Genomic DNA, 18,795 nt, shown 5'->3' with positions numbered 1-18,795 from the left:
TAAGAAAATCTCAATCTAACTCCCTCTCAAAAAATAATAATGAGAGGGAGTTGTCGTTTATTTAAAAGTGCTCCAAATCGGAGCATGATCAGAGGGCTTTTCAATACTGCGCAGTTCATAATCCACATCTGACTCGGTCACTCTATCTGCTAGAGAAGGAGTAGCAAGAACAACGTCAATACGAAGCCCACGATTATCAACAAATCCCTTACTTCGATAATCGAACCATGAATAGCGCCCCTCACGAGTAGGGTGTAATTTACGGAATGTGTCGATAAAACCCCAGTCTAACAAGGTTTGTAACCATTCACGCTCTTCAAGTTGGAAGCTGCATTTACCAGTTTTTAACCAACGTTTAGCATTCACATCCCCAATACCAATATCTAAATCAATAGGTGAAATATTGATATCACCGATCACCGCAATGTCTTCATCTTTTGAGTGATGTTCATTTAAATATTGCATCAAGTCTTTGTAGAACTTGCGCTTAGCCGGAAACTTGGTTTCATGGCCGATGTTTTCACCTTGTGGAAAATAGCCATTGATGACAGTTAACGTTTTGCTATTTTCTTGTTTGAATTTACCGATGATCATTCTGCGTTGTGCGTCTTCTTCATCGGTAGGGAAGCCTTTTTGAATCTCGAGTGGCTCAGCTTTTGAAAGCATTGCTACGCCGTAATGAGCTTTGCCACCATGGAAGTGAACTTTATAGCCCATAGCTTCTACGTCTGCTAACGGGAACGCTTCGTCATGCACTTTTGTTTCTTGAAGGCCAATAACATCTGGCTGATGAGTGTCAATCAAGGCTTGCAACTGATGTAAACGAGCTCTCAATCCATTAATATTAAAAGAAACTATTTTCATTATGGTAATACTCGCTTAAAAGGTTTTACGATAACGTTTTTATATACGCCTGCAGCGATATAAGGATCGGCGTCAGCCCAAGTTTGAGCGTCTTCTAATGAATTAAATTCAGCGACAACCAAAGAACCAGTAAAACCAGCTTCGCCAGGTTCGTTAGAATCGATTGCAGGGTGAGGTCCTGCTATCATTAATCGTCCTTCGTCAGCAAGAAGCTTTAAACGGGCGATATGTAGATCACGTACTGTTTTTCTCTTTTCCAAGCTGTTTTCAACATCTTGGGATGAAATCATATACCACATAGGGATACCAATTTAGTTATTAATTTAATGGTTTAGTCTTTTTTATTTTCTTCGGGAAGATACTTATATAAGTATGCAACTGTGGCAATAATATTGATAATTGTCAGTGCAGATAAACCGAAAACTTTGAAATTAACCCAAGCGTCAAGAGACAGGTTAAAAGCTATATAGACATTTAGAATGGCACAAAATATAAAAAATCCGGCCCAATACCAGGTCAGCTTTTTCCATACAAAGTCGGGTGCTTCAATATCCTTTCCAAGCATTGACTTCAGAACAGATTTATTCATAAATTGGCTTGCAGCTAAAATGACTGCGAACAATAAGTAAATGAAGGTTACTTTCCACTTAATAAAGTTGTCATCATGCAACACAAGGGTTAACGTCCCAAAAACCGTCACCATAGCGAAAGTGACGAGTAACATTTTTTCTACTTTTTTATACAGAATATACGTGATGAACAACTGTAATGTTGTTGCCACAATCAGCGCTCCACTGGCTGTGTAAATATCAAAAAACTTGTAGACAGTGAAGAAAATAATTAAAGGTAAAAAGTCGAGTAATTGTTTCATTCTCAATAGGGTAGTGGTTACTTCAATCGCTTGAGTGTAGCATTTTGATTTATACTTTTGAATGAGCATGCGTTAGCATAGCCGATAATTCATCTAGCCCTGATAAAATTAGCTTATTAAATGACACAAGAAGTAGTTTTAGACGACATTGAGTTCGAACAGCCTCCCGAGATTCAAGTTTTATTCGAAGACGAACATTTGGTTGCGATACACAAGCCTGCCGGCTTGTTGGTACATCGCACTTACTTAGCAAGAAGAGAAAAATATTTTGCGATGCAAATGACACGTGATCTTGTAGGTTGCCATGTCTTTCCTGTTCATCGATTAGATCGACCAACTTCTGGAGTGCTACTTTTTGCTAAGAGTAGCGAAGTTGCTAACCTTTTATGCCAGCAGTTTCAGGATAAAACAACAGAGAAAACGTATCTCGCATTAGTGCGTGGTAATGTGCATGAATCACTCGTGATGGATTACCCGTTGAAAGAAGAATTGGACGATATTGCCGATAAAAATGCGGATAAAGATAAAGAAGCACAAGATGCAGTCAGCCATTTTTGGCCGTTATTGAATGCAGAGATCCCTTATCAGTCGGGCCGCTATCCTACAAGTCGTTATGCGTTAATGAAACTCCAACCTATTACTGGTCGCAAGCATCAACTTAGACGTCATTTGGCCCACTTTAGACATCCTATTTTGGGGGACACTACTCACGGTGATGGTAAACAGAATAAATTCATTAGAGACTTTCTATCAACTCGTAGATTGTGGTTAATAGCTAAAAAGTTAGAGTTTACTCATCCAGTTACTGATGAGCGTTTATCGATTGAGGCGGAGCTTGAATCTGAATGGTTGGAAGCTTTTGCTAAATTTGGTTGGAATAACTCGAGTTTACAGAGTGGAAAAGAGTATGAAATTGCTTAAACTTTGACAAGTTATGATTGTTAGGTTTAGATTTAATCAATTCAATTAAATAAGCGGAGCAAAGCATTGGTAAAGGTAAATATCGTTTTCGGAACCGTATACGGAAGTGCACAGTTTGTAGCTGAAACCGTTAATGAGAAGCTCATCGATCAAGGTTATGATGCCAAGTTATGGCAACCTGAAGAGTTAGTCGATTACACCCCCGCTGCTAACCAACAACTGATTGTAATTAGCTCTACGACAGGGCAAGGCGATTTGCCTGATGGTTTAGTTCCGTGGTTTGAAATGATTCGTTCGACCGGTCTTTACTTGCCTGATTTACACTTTAGCGTCATTGGGTTAGGAGATTCTAGCTACGAGACATACTGTGGGGCTGGCGAGCAATTGCAATCATTATTTGAAGAAATTGGTGCGCAAGCGGTGAAAGAGTTATTTAGAATTGACGCTTGTGAAACAATGGAACCAGAGCTAGAAGCATTGAATTGGCTAGATGAATGGACAACAATCGTAACGACCTAATTTACAGCTAAAAAAATGGAAGATATACACGAAAGGAGCCTTAGAGCTCCTTTTTTTATTAACAGGAAAAAATAATACTCCAAGGATCATAACAACCAATTACATACGATTGGGAGAGAATGATGAAAAGTTATAAGTTAACTTTTAAAAAGCGCCGATTATGGATGACCTTGGCAATTTCAACATTAATCAGTTTTGCAGTTTTGCTTTTTTTTGGTCACAAAATTTACCAAATGAAACCTCCAATTCCTGAAAGGGTTATTTCAACAAATGGTGATGTGATTTTTACAAAACCACAAATTGAACGAGGCCAAAATATTTGGCAATCACTAGGTGGAATGGAGAAAGGAACCATATGGGGGCATGGTAGTTATGTTGCACCCGATTGGGGGGCTGATTGGCTTCATCGTGAAGCATTAGCCATGCTAAATAAAGAGTCTCAAGAAATTCATCACCTTCCATATAAAGATATTAAAGAATTTGATCAAGAAGAACTTAAAACCAGAGTAAAGCTCGAGTTAAGGGAAAATACCTACAATCAGCAAACTGGTGAGGTGAGCGTATCTCCTGAGAGGCAAGTTGCTATTTTTAAAGTCGCACATCATTTCAGCGAAGTATTTCAGGCACTCGGTACACCTGACTCACTTAAACTAAGAGAAGAGTACGCATTTTCTCCAGATATTACGTTATCTGATTCCGACATGCATGATTTAAATGGGTTTATTTTTTGGATTAGTTGGAGTTCAGTAACAAACAGATCTCACGATAACATCAGCTATACCAGTAACTGGCCTTATGAACCTCTTGTCGGGAATACACCGCCAGCCAGTTTATTGCTTTGGTCGATCATTAGCGTTGTAATGCTATTAGGTGGCATTGGGACGTTAGTTTGGTTTTATGCAGAACAACACGACAAATGGCGAGATGATTTAGAGCCTATTGGCGGTGTATCAGAGCAAAATAAGTTGCAGGGATTAGAACAAACACCTTCGATGAGAGCAACAGCTAAATATTTTTTGACGGTAATTTTACTCTTTGGTTTGCAGATCATTCTAGGCACAATTACGGCTCATTATACGGTTGAGGGGCAAGACTTTTACGGAATTCCTATCGCTAAAATCATTCCTTACAGTATTACTCGTACTTGGCACACTCAACTTGCAGTGTTTTGGATTGCAACGGCTTGGCTAGCCACTGGTTTATACGTTGCACCAATTATTTCAGGGCATGAACCTAAATATCAAAAATTTGGAGTTAACTTTCTGTTTGTATGTTTGTTGACTATTGTTGTTGGCTCGTTTGCAGGTGAGTGGTTAGGAGTCAATCAGCACTTTAAAAGCTTGCTGATGAATTTTTGGTTTGGCCATCAAGGTTATGCTTATGTCGACTTGGGGCGTTTCTGGCAGTGGTTCTTGTTCATTGGGTTAGTTTTATGGCTGGTATTAATGGTGAGGGCATTATTACCAGCATTGAAAGACAATAAGCACAGTAGATCTTTACTATTGTTGTTAGTCATAGCTTCTGTTGCAATCGCTTTATTGTACGGTGCTGGGTTAGCTTGGGGGCTTCATACCCATATCAGTATTGTTGAATACTGGCGCTGGTGGGTCGTTCATCTTTGGGTCGAAGGAGTATTTGAAGTCTTTGCGACGACGATTATTGCTTTACTATTTGTAAAAATGGGGCTTTTGCGTAACTCAACGGCCGTTATCTCAGTTCTTTTTTCAACCATTATATTTCTTGGAGGCGGGGTGTTAGGCACCTTCCATCATTTGTATTTTACTGGAACACCAATATCGGTGATTGCAATAGGTGGTGTCTTTTCAGCATTAGAAGTAGTTCCTCTTACTGTGATTGGCTTTGAGGCTTATCAGCACAATAAATTAGAAAAAAAAGCTAAATGGACTGATTTTTATCATTGGCCACTTAAGTTCTTTGGCGCTGTCGCATTTTGGAACCTAGTGGGTGCAGGCTTGCTTGGTTTCTTAATCAACACGCCACTTGCTCTTTATTATATGCAGGGGTTAAATACAACTGCTGCCCATGGTCATGCTGCGATGTTCGGCGTTTATGGCATGTTAGGTATCGGGTTAATGCTATTTTGCTTAAGAGGGTTAGCACCTAACGTTAAATGGAACGAGAAGTGGATGAATTATTCATTCAAGTTACTTAACCTAGGTTTAGGCTTGATGGTAGTGTTTGCACTTTTACCTGCTGGATTATGGCAAACTTATAATGCTAATGCGCATGGTTATTGGTATGTACGTTCAGCAGAATTTATTCACAGCCCATTTATGCAAGATATGGTTTGGTCTAGAGTCCCTGGAGATATCGTTTTTGCGATGGGAGCTTTTGCGTTGTTCGTTGCTTTGGTTGGTGTATTTAAAGCAATTTATTGCAAAAAAAATTAGCAATAAAAAAGCAGGCCGTATAGTGATGAATGGCCTGCTTATTGTCTTATGCCATCTTGAGCATTCTGTTTGAGTGGCGATGTTGTCGATGACCATGATGGTGATGATGCTTATGTTTACCCGTTTGATTGTCTGTGTCAGTTTTGTCTGTTCTCATTGAGTCCAAAGAGTATAGGTTTGATACACTACTTGGATTAACTGAGTTAAATGGATTGAAGTTGTCTAATCCATTTGCATTATCCTTTGTCGTTTTATTGTCGGTATGTGTAGTGCCGCTAGATCCCATTTGAACAGCAGCTTCAAGGGAAGTAACAATATCTTTTAAGTCACCGAAGACTTGGACAAGATCAGGTGTGCCTGTTCCTGTGTAGAGTTCAGCACCTTGCTTGACTAAATCAGCTACATCTTTTGCCACTTTACAAGCATTTTTTGCGGCAATAACAGCATCTGCTTCTAATGGTTTAGCGTCTTTTTCCATTTTAGCGACTACGCCTCTTAAGTTATTTAAATCCTCTGTAATGGCCCCTTTATGAGCTTTAGATACAATAGAATTAAGTAGGCCATCACCATCGAGTTCGTCATGCATCATGGTTTTTAAAGTGTTTTTTAGTCCGTTACTTTTTACATGAGCTTCAAAATCTTTTGCATCTGCAAAACCATCTTTTGCCAGCTGTTTGATACCTTCAAATCCGTTTTTAACATCGTTTCCAACCGTAACTACATCAGAAGTTACTTTAGGCATATGCTTGTGAAAAAAATCAGTGATACTCCAATGATCTTTATCATCCCACTGTGTTTTATCTGATACATCTTGAATACCTGCACCGCTATCTACTGAACCGATACCACTCATTTTATCCCCCTAGAACGCATTTTATGCGTTTAGTAATTTTTAAATTCGATAGTTAAGATGAATTGGTTTACTGATTTTCATCTTATTCGCTTATGGGAGTATTGTGCGATGAAGGGGAGGCAGTAAGAATAAGGTGAACACCTTAGAAACATATGAATGATAGTTTATTTAATGGCAATGTGGGGTAAAGGTAAGTGACAACAAAATACTTACCTTTCAATTTGTTAGCCGTTATATGCACCACTTGAATAGATTAACTCATAGCTATGGCTGTATATCTCTAAGATATTTCCAAATGGATCTTCCATATAAATCATGCGATATGGCTTTTCACCCGGATAGTAATAACGAGGCTCCTGCATTCGCTTCTTACCACCTGCTGCAACGATTTTTTCCGCAAGACCTTCAACGTCAGGATCTTGAACACAAAAATGGAAAATACCTGTTTTCCAATATTCAAAGTTATTTTCAGGGTTTTCTTGATTGACAAATTCAAACAGCTCTACGCCTACACGGTCACCCGTGGACATATGAGCAATACGGAATTTTTTCCAGTTTGCACCAAATACATCAGTACACATTTCGCCAATAGCTGAGTTGTCTTCCACAATTTCGGTAGGTTCCATAATCAAATACCAACCTAAGACCTCTGTATAAAACTTCACTGCTTTTTCAAGATCAGGTACGGATATTCCAATATGTGAAAAGGTTCTTGGGTAAACGTTGTGTTTCGCTGTCATCTTATAAATCCAAGTGTCTACAATTATGAATTGTAGATTAGATATAAAATGACTAAATAAAAAATTATGATAAATTATTAAAATGATAATATAGCGTTATGGTGAGGCTGATGGTAAACCAAAAATGGTTAAAGACATTTAAAGTACTTGTGGAAACACAGCACTTTACTAAAACAGCTGAAAAACTATTTATGACTCAACCAGGCGTAAGTCAGCATATTTTGAAATTAGAGCAGCAACTGGCTTCAAATCTTATCGTGAGAGTAGGTAAAAAGTTCGAACTGACAGATCAAGGGTTGAAGGTCTATCAATACGCAAAAGAATTTGAAACTAAAGAACAAGCGCTTATTGATGAGTTGCAAGTGGATTCTCCGTTTAAAGGGGAGTGTGCTGTTTCAATGTCAGGTAGCTTATGTCAGTTGATTTACCCAAAATTAGTAGCTTTACAAGTTGAGTACCCAGAATTAAATATTTCTGTAGAGTCAGCGCCTGAAAGCAAAATTTATCAGCAAATAAAAAATAATGAAATTGGGTTTGGGTTAGTTACAGGTAAGTCTTTAGAGCGTAATTTTGAATTTATTGATGTTGGTAAAGAACAAATTTGCCTGATAGGTTGCAAAGAAGAGCCTAGTATTGATAGTGCAATTGATTTGATTAATGTTCCTGTGATTCAGCATCCTGATGTATGGCATTATTTGAACCTTATTTTTGATAAGAATAACTCTGCAATTGAGGTTAGTAGATTATTGAAAGGCTCATATATTAATCAAATAGATCAAATATTGTTGCCAGTTTCAAAGGGAATTGGATTTACAGCTTTACCTGTTCACGCTATTGCTTCATCTAAATATGGTGAGCTCGTGAGAATCATTAATCCCAGTTATGTTGTAACTCAAAGCATTTATTTAATTAAAAAGAAAAACGTTGAGTTACCAATTAGATACAGGCAGCTTATTACTGCAATAAAAAAAAGTATCATGTAATTAAGGTGCTTAGCTCGCCAATATTTACTTCTGAGCATTTTAATGTATAAAACTCTCTTTGATTACTAGGTTTTTATTCATGAATGTCCCTCTGTAAACCGTGGCAGAGTAAACAGCTCCTGTTCTGATTACTTTTCATGTCGAATGTTACTTGTTTATATGGTCCTTTTTTCGTAAGTTGCTCAATAAGAGCATCAGGCGAGTTCAGAGCATCTAAAACAAGTTTTCGATATGGCCAATCGCTGAAGTTACTCGCATTGAGGCTTTTGTTTAAGTACTCAATCATCTTTTCACGATTTCCAATCCGGGCATAGGCTTCTGCAAATGTGTAGTTTATCCCTTCAACTGAAAATGGTGCTGCTAAGTCGTTATGGTTGCATCCTGGGACATTATCAGAACATGATGTCTTATCAAGAATTGCGAGCATTTTTTGTGGTATTCCTGTTGCTAATGGAAAGCCAGGGAAGATTGCAATTTCTCCTATCAAGCTTTCCATTAATTGATCTTCACCATATTTTTGTTCAACATCATATAAGTTTTGTATACCTTGATTACCTACATTTACAGCATTTTTCCATTGATTTAAAAGAGAGTAATTTATAATTCTATTGGCATAATCCCAGTAAGGAACACTTAAATTATTCGGATCTAATTTTTTTGCTGCATTAAGATCTTTTTGGATGTACCAAAGGTTAGCGATGAAATAAAATTTCTTATTATTTTCTCCACCCATTGCAACTCTCAGTAAACTTCTATCCATATACAATGCAGCTTTAGCAACGTTATTGGAGCTGTTCTTCGTTTGTTTTATTGCTTGATTTAATATCTTAACGGCGTGGGCTCTTTTATCTACCCTACCGTCGTCAATTGCTTCAACAGCAGATGCATTCGCGCACTTAAAGATTTCATCATTACTTAAATCTAGTAGAGAATTAGGGCAAGCTTGAGAGGTCCATGGATTATCTACAGTAGGAGCCTCCACTTTTTCATTTTTAGGAAAGCTTGGTAGTTCGTTATTTGCACATCTTAATTTTTTAAAGTCAATATTATTGACATCATAAGGAGCATTCAGATCTACATTATCACAGTTAAGAGTAGGTTCTTTTTTACAGCTGGTAAGTAAAGTTGCAGATATCAAGCATAATAAAAATACTTTCAAAAAAGAAAATATGTAACAAGTTGAACGTGTTAATTTGAGCATGGAACACCAATAAATAAACCAAAAACACAGAGTGGAATGTTATTGTTTTTTTTATCTCTTTTTATTTAAAGATCTTTAATCTACATTGTGATTATTAAGATGTGAGTAGTCGCTTTCTTGTTATATGGCATTGAATTATAAGGTTAAATCTCCTGGTCAGTTATCTTTAAAATAATTTAACATTAATACTAAAGATTAATTTAAATTTAAATTTAAAATTCTCATAGGACTTAAAGATAATATAAGTGCTATTCAGCCATGCTAATTAAAATTATCGATGCAACCAAACTTAGATGTGACTCTTCCTAAAATAGAGCTTTGGATTTTGGAGTACTCAGACTCCGATATGGCTTCTGCAAGCAATAGCACCGATGAAAGCTCAACAGAGCAAAAGTACTACGTCGCTAAGTTTTTTAGTTCTGAAGCCGTCTATCTTGTAAACCAAAGCACAAGTTATATATTTCAAAGAGAAAACTTCCAGCGTGTTGGTTGTGACATGAAAGAGCAGTGCTTTCTCGAGGGATGTGATTTTAGAGGAAGGAATTTTTTTCATAAAGTTGCAGAGTTTCAAGATAGTAAAGTTCTTTTAACTGGTTTTACTCAACGAGATTTAGGTAAAGCCAAAAAAGACTTATGTCAGGTAAAAGTGCATATAGCAAATAACCTTTATTATTTAAGAAGCCCGTTAGCGGCGTTTTTTATTGAACCAGGTTGGCATGACTTTCATGGTATCCATACACACATAGGTATTGGAAAACCAGGTGGCAAACATCTAAAGCTGAAATTCACGGAAACAGAATCCAAAAACAAAAAGGGGGAACCTACGGTAAAAAAAGAAGTGTTTATAGGTAAAAAAGGAAAGCCTGCACCTGTTTTTACTATTGCTTCTGATGATATGCGCGCATTTCTAACAATTGATAAGGATTTATTAAATGCGATTAGAAAGTATAAAGATAAAGAGTTTGAGGCTGTTGATAAAGAAAAGATTTTAGCGTGTTTAGGAAGGTTAACAGAGCAGACTTTTAACCTTCTTGAGTACTTCTGTACTGCTTATATAAACGATAGAGCAGTCGGCATGACTGAAGAACAGAAAAATCAAGAAGGTTTTTTAGAAGAAGTAAATAAAGAAATATGTTTTATTTTTAGAGCCAGAACAAATGAAGCCAAAATTAGAGCGTGCGAAATGTGGCATACCGTTCTTGAAGAAACGTCAACTGGAGATTGGTATCATTATCAACGATCCACCGCTGCTGTTCCTGTATCTGATGTAAGCGTATTTAGCTTTTTTGAGGCCGTAAGAGCGCTTACATTGTTCCAATTATATCTCGATGAGAAGTTAGGAAGGGGAGGAGTCGGTAAATCTCCTGTTGCTGATGTTTCTAAAGTCGTTTACGTTGAGTCAGAGAGAGATAGGCATTTAGCAAAAACTCCATTGACAAAAATTCGAGAACTTGATTCTTTCTTGCAGCGAAATAAGCACGGAGAAGCATTTTTGGAAGTGAATTCTGAAGATGAGTTTTCTCACTTCCCACTTCCGATTAAACCTAAAGAAAGAGCTAGTGATGTTCGAGCTGTCGAGAGTAATCAAGAGCCGTCACAGCCCTGTCAGCGTCATGAATCTGAATCAGAAATGGTCTCTGATTTTAAACCTGAGATGAAATACTACTCACCTAAAGAATTATCTGAACTATATCAAGCTATTCCAAGATTTTGTCTTGGTGTCAAAGTATCTAAAGAAGACGAACCTGAAACAAACTTTTTAACTCGCAAAGTTCATTCAAAATTGTGTGATATGGAAACCTTCCCAAGTTTATCTTATCAAGTTTCTCCAGGTATGCGAGGCAATTGTAATGCTGGGATAAGCTCATTCTTAAGAAATGCAGCACGTATTCATGATACTAAGAAAACACTAGATTTTGAAACTGCAATGTTGAATGGCTATGGTTTTGATAAAAAAGCTGCAAGCCTTGAGAAAAAAATAACATCAACAGATGTTTCAGTCACTTCAACAAAAAACACCATGAGCCAAGCTAGAGAAATTGTGATAGATAACACAGAAAATAGATCAACTACTCGTGCATTAGAGGAGGAACAATCAACACTAAACGAAAGCATTAAACATACTAGTACAACTGATATGAAGGATGAAGTATTAGCATTCTCAAACCGTATTTCAACAGAAGCTGCAACGATTTCAGCAACAGCAGAAAAAGTTGCTGCAAGAAATCCAACAGAACAGCTTGCTGAATCAGGGATAAAGCGAAGAGCAGGAAAAGCTCAGCAATATACTGAAACAGTAAAGCCAAATAAGAAAGTTGAACATCAATATAATAGTGTTTATAACATTAAACTACCATCCTATAACGCTGCAGGTATAAGCCATCAGGTAAATTTTTGGAACCCATTAAGGTTACATGAAGAGTCGATTCACCAATAAAAGAAAGGATAATAAATTATAGTTTTAACCAAGGCCTTACAAAATCGGCAATCTTTTCTTGTGCTTTTTCATTTGGATGAATACCATCTTTTTGCATCAATTCTGGGTGCGGTGCAATTTCCGTCATAAAAAATGGGATAACGGTAATCGATGAATCTTTGGCAAGATCTTTATAAACTTGAGAAAAGCTCTTGCTGTATCGAGGGCCGTAATTTGGTGGCACCATGACTTCACTAACTAATACTTTCGTATTCGCAGCCTTGGAGAGTTGAATTAAATTTGTAAGATTTGATTTCAGCTTTTTAGGTGAGAAACCACGTAAACCATCATTACCACCGAGCTCAATAAAAACCACGTTAGGTTTAGTAGACTCAAGCAGGGCGGGCAGTCTACGTAACCCGCCAGCTGTAGTTTCACCACTAACAGAAGCATTAATAATTTTGTGTTCTGGCATTTGCTTTTGTAATTTAGCTACCCAACCAACATTTTCATCCATGCCATAGCTTGCACCAAGGCTGTCTCCGAGTATTAATATAGTGTCTGCAAAGGCGGGAGAAGCTGTTAAAGTAAACAGCACAACTGCCAGTAATTTATGTTTTAAAGGCATAGCTTTGTGTTTATCAGCCTGTAAGGAACGAGTTTTGAGTGTAAATAAAGAAAAAAATCCAGCCATAAAAGTCGTCGACCTCGAAAAATCAGTAAAAACTCAAGAAGGTATGCTTAATATCCTCAAGGGCATTGACCTAGAAGTCAAGCAGGGAGACAGCATTGCTATCGTTGGTCCTTCTGGCGCTGGCAAGTCAAGTTTACTTGGTTTGCTTGCGGCATTAGATACTCCGACGTCTGGTGAAGTGCTGCTCGATGGGGTTGCTCTATCCAAATTAAACGAAGAACAAAAAGCAGCGTTACGTAAAGATAAAGTCAGTTTCATTTTTCAGTCGTTCATGCTGGTGGATACATTAACAGCGCTTGAAAACGTGATGTTACCTGCTGAATTAGCTGGTGTTAAAAACGCCAAGCAAAAAGCATTAGATATGTTGGACAGAGTTGGATTAAGCCATCGTTTAACGCATTTACCAAAGCAACTTTCTGGTGGGGAGCAACAAAGAGTTGCGATTGCTCGAGCCTTTATCAGTGAGCCTAAGGTTTTGTTTGCTGATGAACCTACGGGTAATTTAGATGGTGAAAATGGCGCTAAGGTTGAACGTATGTTGTTTGACCTTAACGAGCAGAGTGACACAACGTTAGTTGTAGTGACGCACGATATGGATTTGGCCAGTAAGTGTCAACGTCAAGTACGAATGGAAAATGGTCAGCTTGCTGAAATAACTAAAGTTGATGAAAAGAGGGCAAGCTAATGGAGTTTAACTTAGCTTGGCGCTTGTTCAGACGTGAATTGCTGCAAGGTCAACTGGTGTTGATTTTATTAGCAATCACTTTAGCTGTATTGTCGGTTAGTGGCTTATCCAGAGTCAGTGAGAGATTGCAGACAGCCATTTCTGGTGAAGCCAGCAAGTTTATTGCCGCAGACAGAGTGATAGATTCACCAGTAAAATTGGATTCAGCCATTCTTCAAAAAGCTGATGAAATGGGTTTACAGCGTGTGACCAATATGGAATTTCAGTCAATGGTCTATGCGGGTGATGAGTTTCAATTGGTTACCATTAAAGCGGTTGGAGACAAATACCCATTAAAAGGTAAAATTGAGCTTTCATCAGGTGATGCTAGAGGTTTACCTAAGTCAGGAGCTGTCTGGTATGAAACTCGTTTAGCGGGATTACTCGATCAACCTAAACAAATTGAAATTGGTCTGTCTAATTTCAACATGGCAGCGCAAATTTCTCGGCTGCCTGATGCAGGTTTTAATCCGTTTGCTTCTGCTCCCGTAGTACTGATGCGCACTGAGGATGTGGCTAAAACTCAGATTATTCAGCCTGGAAGCCGCATTAAGTATGTTTATCAATTTACGGGATCAGATGATCAATTAACATCATTTGAAACCTATGTTAAGCCACGTTTGAACAGCACTCAAGATTGGGAAGATGTTGAAAGTGGTGATTCCCCATTGGCTGGTGCGATCAAGCGTGCAGAACAATTTTTATTATTAGCCAGCTTATTGGGTATTGCCTTGGCTTGTACTGCAATTGGTATTGCTGCTCAACGCTATTGTCAACGTCACTATGACGCTGTAGCTATGCTGAAAACCTTTGGTGCAAGCGCTAAGCAAATTCGTTTTATCTTCAGTTTTCACCTGTTGCTAATCTGTGTATTAGGTATTGCACTTGGTTTACTCGGTGGCTGGATACTTGATATCAGTTTGACTAGATTTTTGCCAGCGGACATTGCAAGTTATGATCCGTCTATGGTTCGACCCATTGTACTCGGGATCAGCACTGGTTTACTCAGCGCCTTTATGTTTTCAGCTTACCCTTTGATGCGCTTGTTGAGTATTCCACCGTTGAGAGTATTGCAGCGCCAATTACAACATATTCCAATTGGTCAGTGGTTAAACGTGGTTCTAAGTTTAACGGCGCTGGGCGCCTTAGGTTATATCTATTCTAAAAACCTGACTCTAACGTTGATTGTGATGTCTACGGTTGTGGTATTAGCAATGTTGTTAATGCTGGTAGGTTATATCATGATCCGTCTAGGGCATGGTGCTGGTTTAAAAATCAGTAATCCACTACAACTTGCCCTTGCTGGTTTAAGACGAAGAGCGAGGCAAAATGCAGTGCAACTTGTGGGCTTTAGCTCTGCGCTGGTTTTACTATTAACGATTTTTGCACTTAGGCAAGATTTATTAGAAGAGTGGCAGCAGCAGTTACCTGCAAATGCACCGAATTACTTTTTGGTGAATATTGCTCCAGAAGACACAACACCGCTGGAAACCTTCTTTAATAAGCATCAATTAAAAGCGACCGATATTTACCCTGTGATTCGTGGCCGAATGACGGCCATTAACGATGAAAAGTTTATCACTAAAGCAGAACAAAACACGGGTGAAAAAGGGCGTGTTGGATTCCATCGCGAACTCAACTTAACTTGGCGTGATGCATTACCGCCTAATAATGATATTTTAGAAGGACATTTCAATCAAAAACCGAATGAAGTTTCAATTGAAGAGGGTGTTGCTAAACGTTTGGGTTTGAAGCTTGGCGATACAGTGACTTTTACGATAGATCAACGTGACGTAACTTCTACAGTGGCCAGTATTCGAAAAGTGCATTGGGAAACCTTACAACCTAACTTCTTTATGATCTTTACTAAAGAGACACTGTCTTCATTTGCCTATACATCAATTGCAAGTTTTCACCTTGATGGGGCTAAGGCAAACAAAGATGAAGTCGTCCTTGAGTTGATTAAACAATTTCCTACCATTTCAATTATTGATGTCGGTGCTATGGTTGAGCAATTAAGGCAAATTATTGATCAAGTATCGCTTTCATTAACGCTGGTTTTAGTGCTGGTTATTCTTGCAAGTTCACTTGTGTTAATCGCACAAACTGAAGCCGGAATGGCAAGCCGTAAACGTGAATTAGCTGTGTTAAGAACTTTTGGCGGTTCAGGTTGGTTATTAAGAGCCTCAACGGTTCTTGAGTTCGGTATTCTTGGGGCTGTCGCTGGCTTGTTAGCGGTTTGGGTTGCAGAGTTTGCTCTTTATTTATTAAAAACTCAAGTGTTCGAACTTAATGTGTATATGCATTGGGACTGGTGGTTGGTTGCACCTGTTTCAGGGGCAATAGTTGTTGCGATACTTGGCTTGTGGCGCTGTTGGCAGTTACTTTCTCAAAACTGTTCAAGCTTACTGCGTGAAAGCTAATATTTTAGCGATATAGATTTGAAATGCCCCATATTATTTTGGGGCATTTTTATTTAGTTTTACGATTAATTCTGACAAGGTTTTAATGGCTTTTATATGCTTATCATTACACTCAAATGAAGAGTTTAGCCTAAAGCAGTTTTTAAATTGTTTCGTTAACGAGAACATGGCGCCAGGTGCAATACTGATATTTTTCTCTAAAGATGCGGAGTATAAGTATCTAGCATCAATATTTTCAGGTAGTTCTATCCAAATGAAGTAGCCTCCTTCCGAATAGTTGATTTTTACGTATTTTGGCATGTATTCGTTAAGTACTTTCCAAAGTGCAAATTTTCTTTGAGCCAAGGTTTTTCTCAATAGACGTAAATGCGTTTCATAACTTCGAGTAGTTAAATAGTTCGTCAATGCAAGCTGCATTGGTGCACTTGCAGCCATTGTTGTCATCAACTGTAATTTTTGAATTTGTTCCGCTTTTGCACCTGCGGCCACCCAACCAATTCGAAACCCTGCGACTAATGATTTAGAAAATGAAGAGCAATGTAATGTCATGTCTCTGTGATCGAATGCTTTAGTTGGTAATGGCTTTTTACTTCCAACGTATAATTCGTGATAAACATCATCTTCAATAAGATAAACTTTATGTTTACTCAATAACCTTGAAAGTTCTTGTTTATTCTTATTGGGGAGCGTGAAGCCCATCGGATTTTGATGATTGGTCATTAACCAACAAGCTTTTACATTATGGGACTTTAAAGCCGCTTCGAGTGCTTTTAAATCGATGCCAGTCTGCGGATGAGTATGGATTGAAAGTGCTCTTAACCCGAGTTTTTGTAATGATTGCAATGAGCCATAAAAGCTCGGTGATTCAACAATTACCCAATCTCCAGGAGTCGTGACTGCTTGTAAACACAAATTTAAACCTTCTAGAGCACCTGAAGTAATAACTATTTCATCCGGTGACACACTCATACCTTGGGCGGCATATCTTTGGGAAATGATGTGACGTAAATCTTCATTACCAGGAGGGAAGTTATCGATCATGGCTGAAGCTGGCATTGTACGAGCTGCATTGGCAAGTGATCGATTGATTTGAGCTCGAGGATATAATGATGCATCCGGGTAAACAGAGCCGAAGTTGATTAAGTTAGGGCGTCGGCTGTTTTGTAAAACATCAAAAATAATATCGTTAATATCAACTCTTTCAATAGCTTCAAAATCTGGATTAGTTCTCTTATAAGCGGGTTGAGTAATTTTGGGAGCAACGACATATCCAGAACGTGAGTGTGAAACGATAACGCCTTGGCTTTCTAGAGCTTGGTAGGCATTCAAAACAGTCATCAAGCTCAATCCAGAAGTCTTAGCTTGTTTTCTAAGTGACGGTAACTTTTCCCCTACTTCCCAAACACCATCATTTATCTGTGCGTTGATACTTTCCATTAACTTTTCGTATTTGGCCATTCTACTACTCACACAAACTGTTATAGGTTAAAAGTCGTTTTCTGTATCTATTACAGAATCTACTCTATTTCTATAATCCGCATCAAGAATTGAAAGGGATATTTCAAAAGAATTGAAGATTTTATTTTTGATGCTGGAGAACACATTATGAAAAACAAAAAGTATTACGCACAACAATCAATTGCACTTATGGATCTTACTCTGTTGGATCATACCGTAGCAGAAAGTGACATCATTGAGCTGTGTAAGCAAGCAAAAACAGATTCAGGGACTACAGCTGGAATATGTATTTATCCTCAATTTATTCCTGCAGCTAGAAAGCAGCTCAACGAACAAGGTACGCCTCACATTCGGTTAGTTACAGTAACCAATTTTCCGAACGGTGGCGATGACATTGAAATCGCTGTTAGAGAAACCAAAGCTGCACTCGAGTATGGTGCGGACGAGATTGATGTAACGTTCCCGTATAGAGCTCTCATTGCAGGTAATGAAGATATTGGATTTAAGCTTTTAGCTACGTGCCGAGATGTTATTGGTGATAAAGCGTTAATGAAGGTCATTATTGAGTCTGGTGAGCTACAGGATGAATCTCTTATTCGTAGAGCTACCGAAATATCAATAGAAGCGGGCACAGATATGGTGAAAACTTCTACAGGAATGGTTGATGTTAATGCAACACCTGAAGCTGCTAAAACCATGCTCAATGTAATTAAAAATATGAATGTTCAGGGCCGCGTAGGGTTCAAGGCATCAGGCGGTGTACGTACAGCGGAAGATGCGAAACAGTATATCGATATGGCAACAGAGTTATTTGGTAAGGAGTGGAGTGAACATCCTGAAAAGCTGCGTATTGGTGCATCAGGGCTCTTGAATAACGTTTTGGGTTTATTAGGACATAAAACGAAAACAGCCACAGCTGGTTACTAACTTCTCTTTTCTAATGATAGGTGTGTAGAGGTAACACACCTATCGAAATCGAAATGAAATTTCTCCTATAGACAGACGTTAGGAATTGAAATGACTGTATTTAAATTAGAGCATCGAACACCGATTAAACTTTCTGAGAAAGTGGCCTATAAAATCACTCAAAGTCTAAAGTTTATTTTAAATATATTTTATGGCACTAAATATGCTAAAAGAGCGGTAATTCTGGAGACGATTGCAGCAGTTCCTGGAATGGTTGCAGGCATGTTTAACCACTTAAAAGCTTTACGTAGAATGAAAGACGATGGCGGCTGGATACGTGATTTACTGGATGAAGCTGAGAATGAGCGAATGCATCTAATGATCTTTCTTGAAATTGCAAAACCAAGCTGGGTTGAACGTTTATTGGTGTTTATTGGGCAAGGTGCGTTTATTCTTGTTTATGGCTTTATCTATCTTTTTACACCTAAAATTGCGCATAGAATTGTAGGTTACTTCGAAGAAGAAGCTTGTAAAAGTTACAGTGACTATATCGAACAAGTCGATTTGGGTAATGTAGAGAATATTGAAGCCCCTATGATTGCAATTAACTATTATGAGCTCAGCGAAGCAGCAAAATTAAAGGATGTGCTTCTAGCTGTGAGGGAAGATGAAGCTAAGCATAGAGATAATAATCATGCTTATTCTGATGCGTATGAATCGAACCAATTGCCAGAGCATCAAAATTGAATCCTATATCAATTTAAGAATATAAAGAATTGTTGTTTTATAATGTATGGAAATAAAGCAATAA

17 protein-coding genes are annotated in these 18,795 nt (G+C 38.1%); 9 read left to right on the top strand and 8 right to left on the bottom strand.

What is annotated here, in order from left to right; genetic code table 11:
• Positions 1-57: 57 nt before the first annotated feature.
• From xthA to AC1EU2_RS12710, 3 genes are read right to left on the bottom strand one after another with little or no spacing between them, the layout of a single operon-like run.
• A complete protein-coding gene (gene xthA / locus AC1EU2_RS12720) occupies positions 58-864 on the bottom strand; it encodes an exodeoxyribonuclease III (RefSeq protein WP_480298655.1) in 807 nt (268 codons plus the stop codon).
• On the bottom strand, positions 864-1,163 hold the full coding sequence (locus tag AC1EU2_RS12715) for a YciI family protein (RefSeq protein WP_480298654.1): 300 nt from the start codon (positions 1,161-1,163) through the stop codon (positions 864-866). The genes xthA and AC1EU2_RS12715 overlap by 1 nt, the downstream gene beginning before the upstream one ends.
• A gap of 32 nt (positions 1,164-1,195) precedes the next feature.
• Entirely contained in the window at positions 1,196-1,735 is a 540-nt protein-coding gene (locus AC1EU2_RS12710; RefSeq protein ID WP_480298748.1) for a septation protein A, read from the bottom strand.
• A 120-nt stretch (positions 1,736-1,855) separates the two neighbouring features.
• On the opposite strand from AC1EU2_RS12710, the gene truC reads away from it, so the two are divergent.
• The 3 genes from truC (at position 1,856) to AC1EU2_RS12695 (ending at position 5,586) form a co-directional block, all read left to right on the top strand.
• The gene (gene truC / locus AC1EU2_RS12705; protein WP_480298653.1) at positions 1,856-2,656 is read left to right on the top strand and encodes a tRNA pseudouridine(65) synthase TruC; all 801 of its coding nucleotides are present in this window, start codon (positions 1,856-1,858) and stop codon (positions 2,654-2,656) included.
• 66 nt (positions 2,657-2,722) lie between these two features.
• Entirely contained in the window at positions 2,723-3,175 is a 453-nt protein-coding gene (locus AC1EU2_RS12700) for a flavodoxin (RefSeq protein ID WP_480298652.1), read from the top strand.
• 122 nt (positions 3,176-3,297) lie between these two features.
• On the top strand, positions 3,298-5,586 hold the full coding sequence (locus AC1EU2_RS12695; protein WP_480298651.1) for a nitric-oxide reductase large subunit: 2,289 nt from the start codon (positions 3,298-3,300) through the stop codon (positions 5,584-5,586).
• A gap of 46 nt (positions 5,587-5,632) precedes the next feature.
• On the opposite strand, the gene AC1EU2_RS12690 is transcribed toward AC1EU2_RS12695, so the two are convergent.
• Positions 5,633-6,439, bottom strand: a complete 807-nt coding sequence (locus tag AC1EU2_RS12690) for a hypothetical protein (RefSeq protein ID WP_480298650.1) — start codon at positions 6,437-6,439, stop codon at positions 5,633-5,635.
• A gap of 224 nt (positions 6,440-6,663) precedes the next feature.
• A complete protein-coding gene (locus tag AC1EU2_RS12685) occupies positions 6,664-7,179 on the bottom strand; it encodes a lactoylglutathione lyase family protein (RefSeq protein WP_480298649.1) in 516 nt (171 codons plus the stop codon).
• Between the two features lie 110 nt (positions 7,180-7,289).
• Between AC1EU2_RS12685 and AC1EU2_RS12680 the strand changes: the two genes are divergently transcribed.
• Entirely contained in the window at positions 7,290-8,162 is an 873-nt protein-coding gene (locus AC1EU2_RS12680) for a LysR family transcriptional regulator (protein ID WP_480298648.1), read from the top strand.
• A 73-nt stretch (positions 8,163-8,235) separates the two neighbouring features.
• Here the strand turns inward: AC1EU2_RS12680 and AC1EU2_RS12675 are convergent, their stop codons facing one another.
• Positions 8,236-9,363 (bottom strand): hypothetical protein, encoded by a 1,128-nt coding sequence (locus AC1EU2_RS12675; protein ID WP_480298647.1) that lies wholly within the window; start codon positions 9,361-9,363, stop codon positions 8,236-8,238.
• Between the two features lie 277 nt (positions 9,364-9,640).
• Here AC1EU2_RS12675 and AC1EU2_RS12670 point away from each other — a divergent pair, with 277 nt between their 5' ends.
• Positions 9,641-11,800 carry a hypothetical protein gene (locus AC1EU2_RS12670; protein ID WP_480298646.1) on the top strand — a complete coding sequence of 720 codons (2,160 nt, stop codon included), beginning with the start codon at positions 9,641-9,643 and terminating at the stop codon, positions 11,798-11,800.
• A gap of 16 nt (positions 11,801-11,816) precedes the next feature.
• Here the strand turns inward: AC1EU2_RS12670 and AC1EU2_RS12665 are convergent, their stop codons facing one another.
• A complete protein-coding gene (locus AC1EU2_RS12665; RefSeq protein WP_480298645.1) occupies positions 11,817-12,407 on the bottom strand; it encodes an arylesterase in 591 nt (196 codons plus the stop codon).
• Between the two features lie 34 nt (positions 12,408-12,441).
• Between AC1EU2_RS12665 and AC1EU2_RS12660 the strand changes: the two genes are divergently transcribed.
• Together AC1EU2_RS12660 and AC1EU2_RS12655 are read left to right on the top strand one after the other, a co-directional pair.
• Complete coding sequence (locus AC1EU2_RS12660) at positions 12,442-13,158, top strand: ABC transporter ATP-binding protein (protein ID WP_480298644.1); 717 nt, start codon at positions 12,442-12,444, stop codon at positions 13,156-13,158.
• Positions 13,158-15,620 (top strand): ABC transporter permease, encoded by a 2,463-nt coding sequence (locus AC1EU2_RS12655; protein ID WP_480298643.1) that lies wholly within the window; start codon positions 13,158-13,160, stop codon positions 15,618-15,620. The genes AC1EU2_RS12660 and AC1EU2_RS12655 overlap by 1 nt, the downstream gene beginning before the upstream one ends.
• 33 nt (positions 15,621-15,653) lie before the next feature.
• On the opposite strand, the gene AC1EU2_RS12650 is transcribed toward AC1EU2_RS12655, so the two are convergent.
• A complete protein-coding gene (locus AC1EU2_RS12650; protein WP_480298642.1) occupies positions 15,654-17,078 on the bottom strand; it encodes an aminotransferase-like domain-containing protein in 1,425 nt (474 codons plus the stop codon).
• 147 nt (positions 17,079-17,225) lie between these two features.
• Between AC1EU2_RS12650 and deoC the strand changes: the two genes are divergently transcribed.
• Positions 17,226-18,005 (top strand): deoxyribose-phosphate aldolase, encoded by a 780-nt coding sequence (gene deoC / locus AC1EU2_RS12645; RefSeq protein ID WP_480298641.1) that lies wholly within the window; start codon positions 17,226-17,228, stop codon positions 18,003-18,005.
• A gap of 90 nt (positions 18,006-18,095) precedes the next feature.
• Positions 18,096-18,731, top strand: a complete 636-nt coding sequence (locus tag AC1EU2_RS12640) for an alternative oxidase (RefSeq protein ID WP_480298640.1) — start codon at positions 18,096-18,098, stop codon at positions 18,729-18,731.
• Positions 18,732-18,795: the final 64 nt, after the last annotated feature.

This window comes from Parashewanella sp. 2304DJ23-3 (genome assembly GCF_056591695.1).
The sequence above is the reverse complement of the archived record's forward strand: the minus strand, read 5'-3'. Positions and strand labels throughout refer to the sequence as shown.